We start from the raw sequence: 15,493 nt of genomic DNA on the forward strand, positions 1-15,493 counted from the left end.
AACCGGCTCAAGCGAGCCAGCCTGCTTCCCCTATATTGCATACTACCAGCCGCTGTTGCCTGCACCTCTAGTTATTACAAACTGATTATTCGGATTCGATAGGCCTCCCGATGCAGCCCCTGTGACTGTTACATTACTAAACGTCCCTGATCCAGTAACGGAATCGAACAATATCCCATAGGTGCCGGCACCGCTGATATTCACTTGATTAAAGCTCACGTTTGTTATCGATTGATTGTAGCTGAATTTCACAGCTTCATAGGTGCTGTCATTAATTTGAACATTATCGACAACGATTGGAGCCGAAATGCTCTGATTTTCTGCATAGATCCATAAACCGCCGAAGCTCGTGTTCCAGTTGCGCTCCCAGCCGCCTGTACGGTTCAGCGTATTTCGTTTCACTTCAGTCGTGCCGCTAAACGCAACGGCATTGAACCTTGTACTGACCACGATGCCTGCAGAAGCCGTCACCGTGTCTGCACCGATGTTATCCCATATCTTGTTGTCCTTGCCGCCGTAAAGGGCGTAAGTATTCGCAAGAACAGGGACCTGGGCGATATTATAGCGGAACATGCTGTTCTCATTCGGTGAGCCGTCCGACCACATCGCGAAGGCGTCGTCCCCTGTATTGCGTACACTGAAATGGCTGATCGTTGTATTTTTGACACCGCCGTGAAGGTTTACACCATCCGCCCATGTATTGCGAATCTTACCTCCGACTACATATAAACCGTCCGTTCCAGACTGCAGCCAGAAGCCCACCTTCGTATGCTCGATCCATACATTTTGAATAAGCGAGCCTGTTCCAAAGTTTCCTTCGAAAGCAGCGTGGTCCGCACCGTCGTTCCGATACAGGGAATCTCCCGTAATCGCAAGATCGGTAATCGTTACATTACCGCCTACGCCATAAAAGCCGCCTTTCCCGTTAGTGCCTTGCAAATTAGAGTACCACATGCCAGCGCCGCGAATATGGATACCGTTCACATTCACTCGGTCATTCATTCGGAAGGTGCCTGATGGAATCCACACGCCTGCTTTACCTGTCGACTTCGCATTAGCAATAGCGTCACGAATCGCTTGCGTATCATCACCTGCATCGCCCGCAATAGCTCCGAAGGAGGTAATGCTCACGAAATTAGCAGGCATTGTGTAGGCGGCATCTACTTGTTCCAAGTTAATAAGATCAATCGTATAGTAAGAAGCTGTATCGCCAGAATCCTTCTGCAGCTTCACCGTAGCCCCCGCAGGAATATTTCCGACAAGGAAGCGGCTCTCATCATAAAAGCGATGTCCTTCGCCGTTCGCAGCATTGTCGTTGTACGGATAAGCGCCATACGTCCATGCATAACGTGACGTTAGGCTGAGTGTCTGTGTTTTAGCTCCGTTCACATAAAGGCTAAGTGTTCCATTCGTACCGCCGCCCCCAGCCGAATCAGGCATACTATACCTGACAACAACAGAGTTAGCAGCTTGTGGCGCTGTCCACTGCACATAGTGCCCAGTAGATGTCAGCTTTACAGCGCGTCTTCCCGACGATTCTGATTCAACAGTCAAATAGGTACGGTTTGCTGTAAGCACCTGAGCGTTCGTCGTGCCGCTCTCCGCTTCCAGCTCTTGATAAGGTACGGTTGCTCCCCGCGCCGCCAAGCCGATTCCACCTGATGCAGAAATGTAATCGATCGCTATTCCGCCGCTATTTCCGCTGTCATATTGATACGTAATTGTATTTAAACCTTTGCGAAGGCTCAGCGTCTCGCTTTGACTGCCCCAAGTAGTTGCTCCTCCAGTTGCTGAGAGCGTTGTTGTTTTAACAAAAACACCATTCACGTAAATATTTATCGTCTTGATCGTCCCTGTTCCATTAGCGTAGCGAAGCTCAACGGCCGAGTTCCCTTCCGCAGTCCGGTTAACGGTGAAAATTGCTCTCGCACCGACGCTTGTAAAGTTCTGCAAATAGGTCGATGTTTTGGTTACTCCACCTGAGAAAAATTGATCCTCCGCTTGATACACAAATCCCGTGCCCGGCGTTGGGGTAGGTGTTACAGTAGGCGTAGGCGTTGGTGTCACGGTTGGTGTTGGAGTTGGAGTTGGTGTAGGGGTTGGTGTCGGCGTTGTTGTAAGAGCACCTACAACGAGGTTATCCAAATTGATATTTCCAGAATCCGTCGTATCAAATTGAAGCCGAACGGCATTGCTGCCTGCATTCAGAGTAACGACTTCCAGCTTGGTGCCCCATGTGTCCCAATTCGATGTAGCTGGAAGCGTCACTTGACGCAGCTTTGTTCCATTCAGATAAAGGCTTAATGTTTTATCGCTGCCTGTTCCATTAGCATATCGGAACGTTAGCTCACGGCTTCCGGCTGCGGCTGGCGTAACAGCAAATTGTACCGCCGCGTTTCCTTTGTTGCCATCTGTGAAGCCGCCGACAAATCCGGTTCCCGTATAGCCCGTATGATCGTTAGCTATAGTTGTTCCTCCAGTAAGAGTCGCCGCTTCTGCCTCAAGGGTGTTTGGCGCAGCTGGCGCTGCTTCAACATCAATTTTGTCTAAGTTTACGTTTCCTGTGTCTATCGTGTCGAATTTGTAGCGGATCGTATTGCTGCCTGCTGCGAGCGTCAATGCTTCCGTGCTGGTCGTCCAGCTGTCCCAATTCGCGGTTGCATTCAGCGTCGTTTGCTTAATCTTGACGCCATTTACGTATAGGCTCAACGTCTTCGCACTGCCATTCCCATTCGCATACCGCACGGTTACGTTATGAACCCCAGCTGCTGCCGCGCTTACCGTAAACTGAGCAGCTGCATTTCCCTTATTGCCATCTGTAAAACCGCCAACGAAGCCAGACCCGGAATAACCCGTATGATCATTCGCATATACGGCTCCCCCTGAGAGTGAAGCCGACTCCGCCTCGTAAGAAGCTGCATAGCTGGTTTGTGCCTGCGCGAAGAATGTGAGCACCATACTCATAATAATGAGTACGGATAGACGTTTCTTAAGACTAATCGTCATTAATCATCACGATCCTTTTCATATAATAGAAGCTCATTTACCTGCGTTGATTTGAATAAGTGCGGTTCTAATGTAAACGCATTCATAAATCGATATCCACTATGTCAGGCAACACCACCTTTCAATAGAACATTTTTTGATCCATTCGCAGCATATTGAGGAAGGTTCATGGATCTTTGCATAATACCATGCCTTATTTTACGATTATGATAACCAATTAAACGTTTAACCAAGTAACGCTCGTCATTCGTGGTTAAACCTTTAATCAGAGATTATCATGCGTTTTCCTTATCGTCAACATCCTAATTTCAAGCCGATTATTCTTGTATTGCAGGCTGCTAATTCTTATGCCACGCTACTGAATAGAGTCCGAATATTAATCTATATAATGAATACTATTTAAATCCCTTCTACAAATATTTACGATTACGCTCCTCTTCGTGAATAGGGTGTTCTTCGTTTTTCCATACTAAGGAAAAGCGAAGTTTTGCATTGAAGGGAGCCTGCTCCATGAAAAAAAATTCCAACCAGCAGGGTAAGCTGCGCCGCAGACCTGCTTTTCCATTTATAACCGAGAGGTTCCTTCCCCAATTTCTGAAAATGAAGAAATGGTTGAGATGGGCAGCTGCCGCATTCACCCTTTTCATACTCATCTTGGCCGGTACACTTATCTTCTTACGTACGCAATCGCTGCCAGTCACTGCGATTAGCCAAACATCTCAAATGCTTGATTTGCATGGCAATGTCATCGATACGTTTCATGCAGGAGAGAACCGCCGTTCTGTGCAGCTATCCGACATTTCGCATTATGTGATTGAAGCTACCTTAGCTATAGAGGATCGCCGCTTCTATGATCATCGCGGCTTCGATATGAAGGGAATGGCGCGAGCCGTTATGGTTAACGTCCAAAGCTTCTCGGCACGCCAAGGCGCAAGCACGCTTACTCAGCAGCTCGCACGTAATCTATATTTGACGCATGAGCGAACCTGGCAGCGCAAGCTGAAGGAAGCGATGTACACGGTTCAGCTTGAAATGAATTACTCCAAAGACGAAATTCTGGGCATGTATTTGAATCAAATTTATTATGGCCACGGCTCCTATGGTATTGAAGCAGCGGCGATGATGTACTTCAATAAACACGCTTCCGAGCTCACGCTTGCAGAAAGCGCGATGCTTGCCGGCATTCCGAAGGGTCCTAAGTATTATTCGCCGTACCTTAACATGAAGAATGCAAAGGACCGCCAGCTTACTATTTTGCAGGCGATGCTTGAAGGCGGCTCCATTACATCCGAGCAGGCTGATGCCGCTTATAAGGAAATGCTGAGCTTCCAGACACTTGGCTCTGGCGACCAGGAAGGGTTTGCGCCTTATTTTCGCGATTACATCAGGTATATTGCTGTCGACAAGCTGGGTATTAATGAACATTTGCTGAATGAGGGCGGAATTACCATCTATACAACGCTTGATCCGTCCGCGCAAGCAACGGCTGAAGAGGTCATTGCAAAGGGCTTTCCCGAAAACTCCGAGCAGCAAGCGGCGCTCATTGCAATAGATCCTCGCACCGGATATATCAAAGCGATGGTTGGCGGAAGAAATTATAAAAACAACCAATATAATCGAGTGTTTGCAAAGACGCGCCAACCCGGCTCCTCCTTTAAGCCTTTCTTATATTTAACCGCCTTGCAAAGCGGTTTTATGTCGCCTGTTACCCGTTATAAGAGTGAACCAACTGTATTCACTTATGATGAGGGACGGAAGACGTATGAACCACGCAACTACGGTGACAAGTATTTGAATGAGCTGATTGATATGAGACAGGCGCTGGCCAGCTCGGATAATATTTATGCGGTTAACACCATCATGACCGTCGGCGCTGATAAAGTTATTGAAACGGCAAAGAAGCTGGGAATTGAAAGTCCGATGAAGCCGGTCCCTTCACTTGCGCTTGGCACCTTTCCAGTTAGCCCATTCGAAATGGCTTCTGCATTTGGTACTTTCGCAAACGGCGGCATTCACATGGAGCCGATTGCGATTCTCCGCATTGAGGACCGAAAGGGACAGGTATTATATGAAGCAAAACAAAAATCAGTGCAAGCCATCACCCCAGCCGAAGCCTATGTTATGACCAGTTTAATGGAGAGTGTATTTGAAGAAGGCGGAACAGCTTTCCGCGTATCTTCTATTATTAAGCGGCCGATAGCAGGCAAGACGGGTACGACCCCAACAGATGCATGGCTTGTCGGGTATACGCCTGAACTAGCGACAGCAGTGTGGGTAGGTTACGATAAGGATCGCAAATTAACCGTTGCCGAGGCTTACCGCGCTGCTCCGGTTTTCGCCAAATTTACTGAGCAAGCGCTGTCTGCTATACCGCCGAAGATTTTCCCGATTCCGGAAGGCATCGTGAACGTGTATATCGATCCGACAAGCGGCAAGCTTGCAGAAAGCAGCTGTCCGCACAGACGATTAGAAACCTTCATCAGCGGAACGGAGCCGACTGATGTATGCGGCGAGCCTGCGGGTGCAGGAAATAACGACAGTGACGCCACTCAAAATGGATCTGGTACAGCAGGACGACGTTCTTGGTGGAATGACTTGAAACGCTGGTGGACAGACTAAACAAACAGCAGCCTTCCTTTAATGAGGAGGGCTTTTGTTCCATCCAATATTGAACCAACCGTGATCTTTGCGCATTTTTGTCCAACTTATGATCAAAAAGTGAATTTTCTTTGAACAAAACCACAAAGTTGTGGTATAGTATGGATAAGAAAACACTTACAATTGATCGGGAGTGTTAAATATGACAACAAAAACCGCAACAATCAGCAACATTCAGCCTTCTAAATCAGATGTCAAGCGCCTCGTAAAGGCAATGACTGCCATCTCTTGGATCGTTTTATCTATTGGCGTTTTATTAAGCCTCATTAACTTAAGCCATTTCAGCGACAAAAATGTTGGACTTATGGTCGGCATTGGATTCCTAATCGGCAGCGTTCATATTTATGTTATTGGCACAGCGATCGGACTTGTTCATGCACGCCTTAACCAAGAGCAGTCGTCAAAGGATTTTAACGAGCCTCAATAATTAAAATTAACTTCATCACTCTTAACCAATAGACAGTCACATTCGGTCATTGACCAGATGCGACTGTCTATTTGCTTTTACTGGGACAAAACAATTTTATTTGGGTAAAGTTACTATATGTAAGAACAATTCACTGTCTGAACGCTCCTAAATCTAACAGTTGTCTAAGCCGTGAACTTTCTATTACAGAATAAAGACGAATTATTGACGTAATTGTTAACCCCGCAGTTATTACCTTGTGGATCTGCTATTGTAGTCGTAAGCAGTAATTTTGAGGAGTTGAACTGATGATGAGACCGTTTCTTCGTATGCTGACACCCGCACTGATTATGCTAATGGCCGTTATGCTTTCCGGCTGCGGCGAGCAATTCATCGTGCTCGATCCGAAAGGGCCAATCGGCGAGTCTCAGAAAGATTTGATTTATTTTTCAACCATTCTGTGTGCGGTTATTATCGTGCCCGTACTTATCCTGACAGCTGTTATCGTCTGGCGGTACCGTGATAAGCCCGGCAGTAAAGCTTCCTATAAGCCTAACTGGGAGCACAGCACGAAGCTAGAGATTACCTGGTGGAGCATTCCGATTGTAGCGATCCTTGTTCTTGCTATAGTCACCGTCAAATACACGTATGCGCTCGAGCCTTCCAAACCGATTGAGTCGGCTAAGGCGCCAATTACGATTCAGGTTACTTCACTTGATTGGAAATGGTTGTTTAAATATCCTGAAGAGGATATTGCGACCGTCAACTATTTGAAGATTCCTGAAGATACGCCGATTAGATTCCAGTTAACATCGGATACGGCGATGAACTCCTTCTGGGTGCCACAACTCGGCGGACAAATTTATTCCATGTCAGGGATGGCGATGACCTTATTCCTACAGGCTGATGAGCAAGGCAGCTATTATGGCTCCGGTGCTAACTTCACAGGAAAAGATTTTGCCAAAATGACATTCAAGGTGGATGCTACGTCCGAAGAGGACTATAAAGCTTGGGTAGGCGAGGTTAAAGCATCGTCGCCTGAACTGACAATGGAAGGGTTCGAGAAGCTTACTGAACCAGGTCCTTCTAATGTGCAGTTGTTCTCCAGCTTCCCTGAAGGACTGTTCAATAAAATTGTAACGCAATATGTAAAAGGCGACGGCAGCGCTCACCAGCATCATGGTGGAGGCGCAACAGAGCCCGCCGCAGAAACGGATAAAGAATCCATCACAGCGGATACGTCTACGACGCAAAAAGAAACGAAAAGCAAACCAGATTTAAATGCTCATATTCATGCGGGTCATTAACCCGCTTTCAAGCAAATGCTTAAGAGGCGAGTTTGTGCCACAAACTTTTAGGAGGACCCCTCATGTTAGACAAAATTAAAGATTTCGCGTCCGAATTTTTCGTCACAGGCGATCCGCTTATTTTAGGGGCTCAAGTATCCATCGGCCTGTCGGTTGTGGCGATTATATTCACGCTTACCTTTTTCAAAAAATGGCGCTGGCTTTGGACGGAATGGCTGACCAGCGTCGATCATAAGAAGATCGGTATTATGTATATCATCGCATCTATTCTTATGCTGTTCCGCGGCGGCGTTGATGCGCTGCTCATGCGTGTTCAGCTCGCAGCTCCTGAAGTGGAGTTTTTGCAGCCGGATCACTATAACCAAATCTTTACGACGCACGGCGTAATCATGATTTTGTTCATGGCGATGCCGCTTATGTTCGGTTTATTCAATATCGTCGTTCCACTGCAAATTGGTGCCCGCGACGTTGCATTCCCGTTTTTGAACTCCCTTAGCTTCTGGATGTTCTTCTTCGGTGCCATGCTGTTTAACGTATCCTTCATTATCGGCGGTTCACCTGATGCAGGATGGCTCGCTTATCCGCCGCTCTCTGAGCTGTCAGGAAGTCCGGGACTCGGACAGGACTTCTATATATGGGGTATTCAAATCTCAGGTATCGGTTCATTGGCTACAGGTATTAACTTTATCGTTACGATTCTAAAAATGCGTGCACCAGGCATGAAGCTCATGCAAATGCCGATGTTCGTATGGTCTGTTTTGTCGTCATGTGTAACTATTATCTTCGCATTCCCAATTTTGACTGTTACCTTGTTCCTATTGTTCATCGACCGTTATCTGGGCGCTCACTTCTTTACGCTCGACGGCGGGGGCAACCCGATGATGTATATCAACCTCATCTGGATGTGGGGACATCCTGAGGTATATATTGTTATCTTGCCGGCTTTTGGTATTTTCTCTGAAATCGTTTCGGCTTTCTCGAAGAAAAAATTGTTCGGTTATAAGTCAATGGTATTTGCGCTTATGTCGATCAGCTTCTTCTCCTTCTTTACATGGGCGCATCACTTCTTCACAATGGGTTCAGGCGCCAACGTCAATGCTTTCTTCGCTTTGACAACGATGATTATCGCAATACCGACCGGGGTTAAAATATTCAACTGGCTGTTTACAATGTATCGAGGCCGAATTAGGTTTACGACTCCGATGATGTGGACGGTAGCATTTATTCCCTGCTTCGTTGTCGGTGGGATGACCGGGGTGCTCTTGTCTGTCGCACCTGCTGACTTCCAGTTTCACAACAGTTACTTCCTGATCGCGCATTTCCATCAGGTGCTTATCGGCGGCGTTGTGTTCGGTTACTTCGCAGGCCTTTACTACTGGTGGCCAAAAATGTTCGGCTTCCGTTTGCATGAAGGTCTTGGCAAATGGGCATTCTGGTTCTGGAACATCGGCTTCTATGTTTGTTTCATGCCGCAATACGCACTTGGCTTAATGGGTATGACGCGTCGTTTCAACGAATATGACTTCGATATGGGCTGGCAGCCTTTGAACGTCGTCTCTACTGTTGGAGCATTCTTGATGGGTATCGCGTTTATTTTCCAAGTATGGCAAATCGCTCACAGCATCAAGTTTTTCAAGAAAGAAAAGGATGGCGATGCATGGGATGGCCGCACACTCGAATGGTCGATTCCATCACCTGCGCCGCTATATAACTTTGCTCGCTTGCCACAGGTTACTAGCCAAGACGAGTGGTGGGAAGAAAAGCAGCGCATTGCGAATGGTCAGCCTGCTAAACCACTTGCGCCGCTTGAACCGATTCATATGCCGAAAAATTCAGGTATTCCATTCATTATGTCGATCTGCTGGTTTATTGCAGGCTTCGGCTTCGTATGGGATTGGCTATGGATGGCCATACCAGGTCTGGTCGGCGTAGCCGTATGTATGCTTGTTCGTTCGTTCTCTTACGATACCGATTATTACATTCCGGTGGATGAGATTGAACGTACGGAAGCAGCGTTAAGGGGGACAAAATAATGGCACATGCAGTTTCCACTCCAGCAGGAGCGCATGGCGGACATGGCGCTGGACACGGCGGCGGTCACCATGACGATCATCACGATCAAGAATCGATGAAAATGTTCGGCTTCTGGCTGTTTCTTATAACCGACGTTATTTTGTTCGGTACGTTATTTGCAACCTATGTCGTCCTCCGTCTCAACACTGACGGCGGACCGACAGGTGCCGAATTGCTTGAGATGAACGGTATTATCATTTCGACCTTCATTCTACTGACAAGCAGCTTTACAAGCGGTATAGCCGTTCTTGAAATGAACAAGGGCAACAAGCGCGGCCTTATACTTTGGCTTGCCATTACAGCAGTGCTCGGCGCTTCATTTATCTATCTTGAAGTAAATGAGTTCATGCATTTGGTGCACGAAGGCGCTAATATCGGAACAAGTGCCTACTGGTCGGCCTTCTTCGTTCTCGTCGGCACACACGGACTTCACGTATCGCTCGGCTTAGTCTGGATGATTGCACTAATTCTTCAGATTAGACGCCGCGGCATTACACCCGTTACGAAGCGCAAAGTAGGCATCATCAGCTTGTACTGGCATTTCTTGGACGTCGTATGGATTTTCGTATTCTCAATCGTTTATTTGATGGGGGTGATGTAGGATGGAAAACCATAACACACATTCGCAGGACGCACACGGGTCCCACGGCGGATCGATGAAGTCTTATGTGATCGGCTTCCTATTCTCCATCATTCTGACAATCATTCCGCTTGTCGTAGTAATGAATGACCTGCTCAGCAAAAAAGCTGCAACGCTGCTCATCCTTGTGACGGCAGTTCTGCAATTTGCTGTTCAGCTTATCTTCTTTATGCACATAAGGGATGAGGAGAAACCTCGCTTCAACCTGATGGCGCTTATATTCGGCCTCGTTATTTTGCTGACAATCGTCGCAGGTTCTGTATGGATTATGACTTACAATGCCGTTGCCGTCGCTTCATAATCGGCAATATGAATAAATATAAAGCTGTGCTAAAGTCTATCTGACTTTGGCGCAGCTTTTTTTCGTTTGTTATTTAATGCTTATAGTCAAACTCTCCCTATCTAGGGCTGCTTCATCCGTGCCATAATCATCTTATATGAATACCGAAACGAAAGATGAGGTGGGACGCCATGTCCATTACACTACGCCCCTTGCAGCTGCCAGAGGACTACGAGCAGCTTGCACAATTGCTTAATCAAGTGTGGTCAGAACCGACGACTGCTGAGAACCTGCATGATGCAGATAAGAAGCTTTATGAAATTGGACATACATGGATGGATGAGAACGGACTGCTTGCCGGATACGATCGCGAGCGGCAGGTTGCAGTAAATGAGCAAGGCGATATTGTCGGCTACGCTTGGACGTGGCGGGCGCCTTGGACAGAGCCTGGCTATTTATGCAATACGCTTGTCGTATCAGAGCCTTATCGCAAGCAGGGAATCGGCCAATTGCTGTTAGCTCACATTGGAAAATGGGCTTTGAAAATAGGCGCTTCTACGCTCATTACTGAAGTATGGGACGATAATGAGGATGCGATTCAGTTTGCAAAGCGACATGCTTTTGTAATTGAACGCCATGCCTTCCAGTCCGTCCTTACACTTGGTGAACATGATGGAGCGCAACAACCGCAATTTCCAAGCATGCCAGACCTTGGGGCGCTACGCTTCCTAACGCTTGCCGATGAACCCGGTGAAGAAAGCGAACAGAAGCTGTATGAGATCTATAAAGAAACGCTGGTGGACATTCCCGGTTATCTTGGTGAAGTCCCTGATTTCGTCGAGTGGCGCAAATGGTATTTGAAAGTAGACGGCTATGCGCCTGAGCAAGTGATTATCGCTGCTGACGGCGACCGCTTCGTAGGGGTTACTAATGTCCTGCTTAATCCACAAACAAACGGAATGTATCATGAATATACCGGCGTAAGCAGAGCTTATCGCGGCAGGAAGATTGCTTTTGCTTTAAAGCTCAAAGCGATTGAGCTTGCTCAGCAGCATCAAGCCGCATATATCCGTACAGATAATGACTCAACAAATGCACCTATTCTCAGCATTAATCGCAAGTTAGGTTATATACCTCTTCGCGGCTCTTATCGTGTCCTAGCTCCTCTTCAAGAGGTGTTGAGTAAGTTGCCCATCGAAGTACAGCAATGAACGACATCTCCTCATATCCCCTCTCTTAAAAAAAGCAGCTTGAAGCGAGAACATCCCGCTTCAAGCTGCTTTTCCAATTTCGCTACTAACGCCCCTGTTCCACGACCTCTACATCCTTCGGTACAATTAATGTCAGCTCCGGGCTGACAGTATCTGAGATGAGGCCGCCGTCCCGGTGATCGACGGAACCAACCATGACATACATCGTTGAGCCAACAACATCGGTTTTCAGCATTTTATTGTCCAATCGCTCATACTTCTCGGATGACCAATAACGAATTTGGCCAAACAGCTTAAGCTCACGTGTTTCCGTTTGCTCAAGCGTCACGCCATCCAAGGTGTGCACAACAATCTTCTTAATATCAGCAGGCACCACTATTTTCTTCGTTTCCACGAATGCTGATCGCTGCGACATTTGCAACCCTCGCTGCAGCTCATCGAATAAGCCCGTTGACATAAGCAGAGCAAGCCCTAGACTGGCTGTTCCAACCATTCCTACAAAAAAGACACTCATCCAATCATAACGAACGATAGTACGCGCACTGTTAGAAAACTTCAAGTAAAGCAGCAGTTCCGCTCCGAGCATAATGAAAACGACTGGCGCGACCCAAACAAGCACCTCGAAAGCCTCCATGTCCTGCCATAGAGAGACAGCTAATGCTGTCCCCACGAGAATCAGTGTCACGCCCATGGATAATGAGCCGACGCGCCAAGTGCGAACGCCTGCTGGTTGATTGACAGACGATTCAGCCATATTTACCGTGTTGGTGTTCAATGCGAATCCTCCTCGTACTTTCTTGGCATCGGCTTATGAAGCTCTGGCGGTTTACCTTTGCTCATTACCGGAGATGCCTTGCTTCCGAAAGCTAGACGCATGCCTACAATAATCATAATAAATGCGACAACCGCCGTTGGTATCATATATTTAATTTGCATGTATTGGGAATAAAGCTCCCTTGAGAAATGAGAAGTAACCTCTACAGCTACACGATCGAGCAAGTAATAAACGCCGAATCCCAGCAGCCCAAAACCAAACCAGCGCTGATAAGGGACAAGCTGCGTCAATACCGGTTCATCGGTAAGCTCCTGACGCTCATAACGAGACGTCTGCTGCAGCGCATCGAAGAAAGCAAAGCACCAGAACAGCGGAAGCAGGAAAAAAAACAGCGACAAGCGCAAATTGTCCATAATATAGACGGCGAGAAGAAAACCACCCATTAGCTGCAGGCCGCGTTTTTGCAAACCTAGATACAGATGTCCTGCACCTGGAAAAATAGCTAATGCGATAGCCAGCACTTTGCTTTTACGCCCAGAGGCGATATACGATTCCACGTCCTCAAATATAGCACGGTCCGCCACATGCTCCCCGCGCTGCTTGGCATGCAGCTGGCTAATTGCGTCAAACATGCTGTATATCCAAATAACAGGAAGCGCCAAAAGAAACACGAGCAGCTCTGCCCTGTGCGTTATCGTGCCTAAGAAGACGATAATCGCAAACCAGCCAATGAAGGAAATGAGAAAGGTAATGCCCCGCTGCATAAGCCCCATATTCATATGCCCTAGACCCGGAATCAGAGAGAACATGATCGTCCGCGACTTCTCGCGCTGGCGCTCCTGCTCCAAAGGAACAAAGCCTGGCGAGAAATGATCAGCAGGATGCTCGAATGGATGCTGGTTTGCCCCGCCTGACGGCAATCCCTTGCCTAGCAGCAGGAAGATGACCATATCAATCATATTGATGATTCCCGCCATCGCCGCTATAAAAAACAAAAAGATATAAACTGTATCCTCCATATACCCGCCCATTAATCCAAATAGCATACACAATCCTATCGAACCAAAGAAAGCTCCCCCGTACAAAACCGCACGTACTGGGCGACCTGCATAGGCATGTCCTACGCCAGGTAAAAAAGAAAGAAAGAACGCCGCTAACGGGCTTTTATTCATCATTTATTCATTCCCTTCTGTCTTCTTTTTTTCATTTATCTAAATCGAGAAGCTTTTAAGCCATCGAGCCACGATCCGGTTTGATCAACCATTCTGTCTGACCAAGACTCGGAATGTCCACCTGCCGCCGCTGGCGGATTTGGCCTTATATCCTGCTGTTTATTCTCATTCATATCAAGCTGAGCCAGCTTCTGTGAGAAGGAGGCAAAAGTCCCGCTGGCAAGCAGCAGCAGCGTAATCGAAGCAGCTATGGTGTAATGCGTTACCGGATGCTGAAGCCATGTCCGCAGACGGCGAGGCTTCTCTTGTATAGTACTCGTCACAACATGTGGCCCGACTTCTCTATGATCATGTTCCTGCTCCATCATCAATTGCTCCACGACACGCTTTTCTATTTGCTCCATGTTAGGCATCGGCGTCGTTAAATCAGAATCTGCCCGCTGCATCTCGCCCTCAGCTGTTTCAATCGCAATGACGAACAGCTGCAAACAGAAATCGCAAGCAGCCAAATGCTGCTCAACCGGTATACGCTCAGCCTCAACCAGTCTGTCGTTTACGTAACGGGACATTTGATCAGAAGAGATATGCTCAATCATCATTCGAAGTCCTCCTTCCGAAAATGGCGCTTCATCCAGCCTCTTGCACGGTACAGCCTGGACTCTACGCTTTTGCGTTCTAGTCCAGTTTCGGCTGCGATTTGTTCATATGACTTGTCTTCCATATAATAAGCGGTTATGACTTCACGATAGTTTTCCGGCATTTCATCAACTCGCTCTCGTATCTGCTGCCTATCCGCCTGTTCGATGGCTAATGTTTCTGCAGCAGGAGCAGACACAAGTTCTTCATGTACTTTTTCAGACATCGCTTCGCTATCCATTAGCTCCTCTGGTTTTCGTGCACGGCTGCGTTTGAAATCGATCGCTCGATTGACGGCAATACGGGTAATCCATGTTTTGAGCCCATCCAATCGACAATCCGGAAGGGAGCGATAAATTTGCAGCAGCACTTCCTGTGTAATATCCTCCGCATCATGCGGTGAACGAAGCACTGCGAAGACTGTTCTATATATATAAGGACCATATGCCTGTACAAAAGGACCAAAATGCTCGGGCCCGCCCTTCTGTACCTCTCTGATCCAATCCTCGTCTTGAATGTCGCTCCCCTCCTTCCCAATCTAATAGACGCCAGCTTGTCCCGCATACCCTGCACTTGCTGCCAAAAAAATTTTTTAAATGCTTTAACAGCCTCTATCAACGCGGAAAACCTCACCATTCGATAGGACTAGCCTACGAACGATGAGGTTCTCATCCATAATTCACGATAACGGTAATCTGCTGCTAATAACGCTAACTGCTATACGTCCAAAGCTTGCTTAAGCTCGTCTGGGGAGCGATCCCACCACTCAAAATTATGCTCCACAAGCAACTTGCGAAGCGCCGATTTATCGACATCGCCAAGCTCGGACAAGTTATAGCGGCGTTTGAGTGATTGATCCAGCTTGTTCACGTGATCCGGGAGAAGCTTCCACCCGCGACGCGCCTCGGAATCAATCAGCATCTCGCATGCCGTAGCGCCCGCGTAATAGGAGCCTTCTTCATTGCGGTCAACCGCTACCCATACGATCCAGCATTGACGACCGTTCGGAGTATCCTCTTTGTTAGGCGTAAACTTAATGCCACGCTCTACTTTACTCTTTGCATGCATAGCGCCAACATCAATATAAGCAACGCCATCATCAATAATAACACAGGATACCGCGCTCAAATCGATCGTTCCTGCTCCAAAACCTTTATGTTGTTTGCTGCTCACTACGTTGAGCGACAGTGATTTCTTTTCTTTCTTTACCGGCTCAGCCGGTTGTCCTTGTTCTTCCGTCATGCATATTCACACCTTCCCCGATACAATAATTCCATTTTAGCTAATAATCATCGAAAAGCAAACATATACATGCTGTAGATGCTTGTC

13 protein-coding genes are annotated in these 15,493 nt (G+C 47.4%); 7 read left to right on the plus strand and 6 right to left on the minus strand.

What is annotated here, in order from left to right; all coding sequences use genetic code 11:
- Positions 1 to 42: 42 nt before the first annotated feature.
- On the minus strand, positions 43 to 3,006 hold the full coding sequence (locus AC1DOV_RS30905; protein ID WP_477551853.1) for a carbohydrate-binding protein: 2,964 nt from the start codon (positions 3,004 to 3,006) through the stop codon (positions 43 to 45).
- Positions 3,007 to 3,516: 510 nt separating this feature from the next.
- On the opposite strand from AC1DOV_RS30905, the gene AC1DOV_RS30910 reads away from it, so the two are divergent.
- From AC1DOV_RS30910 to AC1DOV_RS30940, 7 genes are all read left to right on the plus strand, one after another.
- Positions 3,517 to 5,625 (plus strand): transglycosylase domain-containing protein, encoded by a 2,109-nt coding sequence (locus tag AC1DOV_RS30910; RefSeq protein ID WP_477527418.1) that lies wholly within the window; start codon positions 3,517 to 3,519, stop codon positions 5,623 to 5,625.
- A gap of 181 nt (positions 5,626 to 5,806) precedes the next feature.
- Positions 5,807 to 6,091: a hypothetical protein gene (locus tag AC1DOV_RS30915; RefSeq protein ID WP_076271581.1), complete on the plus strand. Its 285-nt coding sequence runs from the start codon at positions 5,807 to 5,809 to the stop codon at positions 6,089 to 6,091.
- A gap of 287 nt (positions 6,092 to 6,378) precedes the next feature.
- The gene (gene cyoA, locus AC1DOV_RS30920) at positions 6,379 to 7,377 is read left to right on the plus strand and encodes a ubiquinol oxidase subunit II (RefSeq protein WP_477551854.1); all 999 of its coding nucleotides are present in this window, start codon (positions 6,379 to 6,381) and stop codon (positions 7,375 to 7,377) included.
- Positions 7,378 to 7,439: 62 nt separating this feature from the next.
- The gene (locus AC1DOV_RS30925; protein ID WP_076271580.1) at positions 7,440 to 9,410 is read left to right on the plus strand and encodes a cbb3-type cytochrome c oxidase subunit I; all 1,971 of its coding nucleotides are present in this window, start codon (positions 7,440 to 7,442) and stop codon (positions 9,408 to 9,410) included.
- A complete protein-coding gene (gene cyoC / locus AC1DOV_RS30930) occupies positions 9,410 to 10,051 on the plus strand; it encodes a cytochrome o ubiquinol oxidase subunit III (RefSeq protein WP_076271579.1) in 642 nt (213 codons plus the stop codon). The genes AC1DOV_RS30925 and cyoC overlap by 1 nt, the downstream gene beginning before the upstream one ends.
- A 1-nt stretch (position 10,052) precedes the next feature.
- The gene (cyoD, locus tag AC1DOV_RS30935; protein ID WP_076271578.1) at positions 10,053 to 10,391 is read left to right on the plus strand and encodes a cytochrome o ubiquinol oxidase subunit IV; all 339 of its coding nucleotides are present in this window, start codon (positions 10,053 to 10,055) and stop codon (positions 10,389 to 10,391) included.
- A 170-nt stretch (positions 10,392 to 10,561) separates the two neighbouring features.
- Positions 10,562 to 11,581, plus strand: a complete 1,020-nt coding sequence (locus AC1DOV_RS30940; RefSeq protein ID WP_339205976.1) for a GNAT family N-acetyltransferase — start codon at positions 10,562 to 10,564, stop codon at positions 11,579 to 11,581.
- A gap of 85 nt (positions 11,582 to 11,666) precedes the next feature.
- Here AC1DOV_RS30940 and AC1DOV_RS30945 read toward each other — a convergent pair whose 3' ends face one another.
- From AC1DOV_RS30945 to AC1DOV_RS30965, 5 genes are all read right to left on the minus strand, one after another.
- Positions 11,667 to 12,356: a hypothetical protein gene (locus tag AC1DOV_RS30945; protein ID WP_477551855.1), complete on the minus strand. Its 690-nt coding sequence runs from the start codon at positions 12,354 to 12,356 to the stop codon at positions 11,667 to 11,669.
- Positions 12,353 to 13,531, minus strand: a complete 1,179-nt coding sequence (locus tag AC1DOV_RS30950; RefSeq protein ID WP_477551856.1) for a hypothetical protein — start codon at positions 13,529 to 13,531, stop codon at positions 12,353 to 12,355. Before AC1DOV_RS30950 ends, AC1DOV_RS30945 begins: the two co-directional genes overlap by 4 nt.
- A 32-nt stretch (positions 13,532 to 13,563) precedes the next feature.
- Positions 13,564 to 14,127, minus strand: coding sequence for a hypothetical protein (locus AC1DOV_RS30955; RefSeq protein WP_477512190.1), 564 nt, complete (start codon positions 14,125 to 14,127; stop codon positions 13,564 to 13,566).
- The gene (locus tag AC1DOV_RS30960; protein WP_339205969.1) at positions 14,124 to 14,576 is read right to left on the minus strand and encodes a sigma-70 family RNA polymerase sigma factor; all 453 of its coding nucleotides are present in this window, start codon (positions 14,574 to 14,576) and stop codon (positions 14,124 to 14,126) included. Before AC1DOV_RS30960 ends, AC1DOV_RS30955 begins: the two co-directional genes overlap by 4 nt.
- Before the next feature lie 305 nt (positions 14,577 to 14,881).
- Positions 14,882 to 15,406 carry a YwhD family protein gene (locus AC1DOV_RS30965; protein ID WP_477551857.1) on the minus strand — a complete coding sequence of 175 codons (525 nt, stop codon included), beginning with the start codon at positions 15,404 to 15,406 and terminating at the stop codon, positions 14,882 to 14,884.
- Between the last annotated feature and the right edge of the window lie 87 nt (positions 15,407 to 15,493).

This window comes from Paenibacillus sp. 01T47, assembly GCF_056398245.1.